Source organism: Ensifer sp. ZNC0028 (assembly GCF_000799055.1).
Lineage (GTDB): Bacteria > Pseudomonadota > Alphaproteobacteria > Rhizobiales > Rhizobiaceae > Ensifer.
Window position 1 is genome coordinate 1 of the sequence record NZ_JTLA01000245.1, and the last position, 254, is coordinate 254.

General features: G+C 61.8%; 1 protein-coding gene. It reads left to right on the forward strand.

Going from position 1 to position 254, the window contains the following annotated elements; all coding sequences use genetic code 11:
• Nucleotides 1-254, forward strand: a 254-nt coding sequence (locus L981_RS32850) for an isocitrate/isopropylmalate family dehydrogenase (RefSeq protein ID WP_043627103.1), incomplete at both ends; no start/stop codon positions are given.

Genomic DNA, 254 nt, shown 5'->3' on the forward strand with positions numbered 1-254 from the left:
GCCGCTTCGTCGCTCAAACCCGAGCTGGTCGAAGGTCTCGACATCCTGATCGTGCGTGAACTCACCGGTGGCGTCTATTTCGGCGAGCCGAAGGAGATCGTCGATCTCGGCAACGGCCAGAAGCGCGGCATCGACACCCAGGTCTACGACACCTACGAGATCGAGCGCATCTCGGGCGTTGCCTTCGAACTCGCCCGCACGCGGCAAAACCGCGTCTGCTCGATGGAAAAGCGCAACGTCATGAAGTCGGGCGT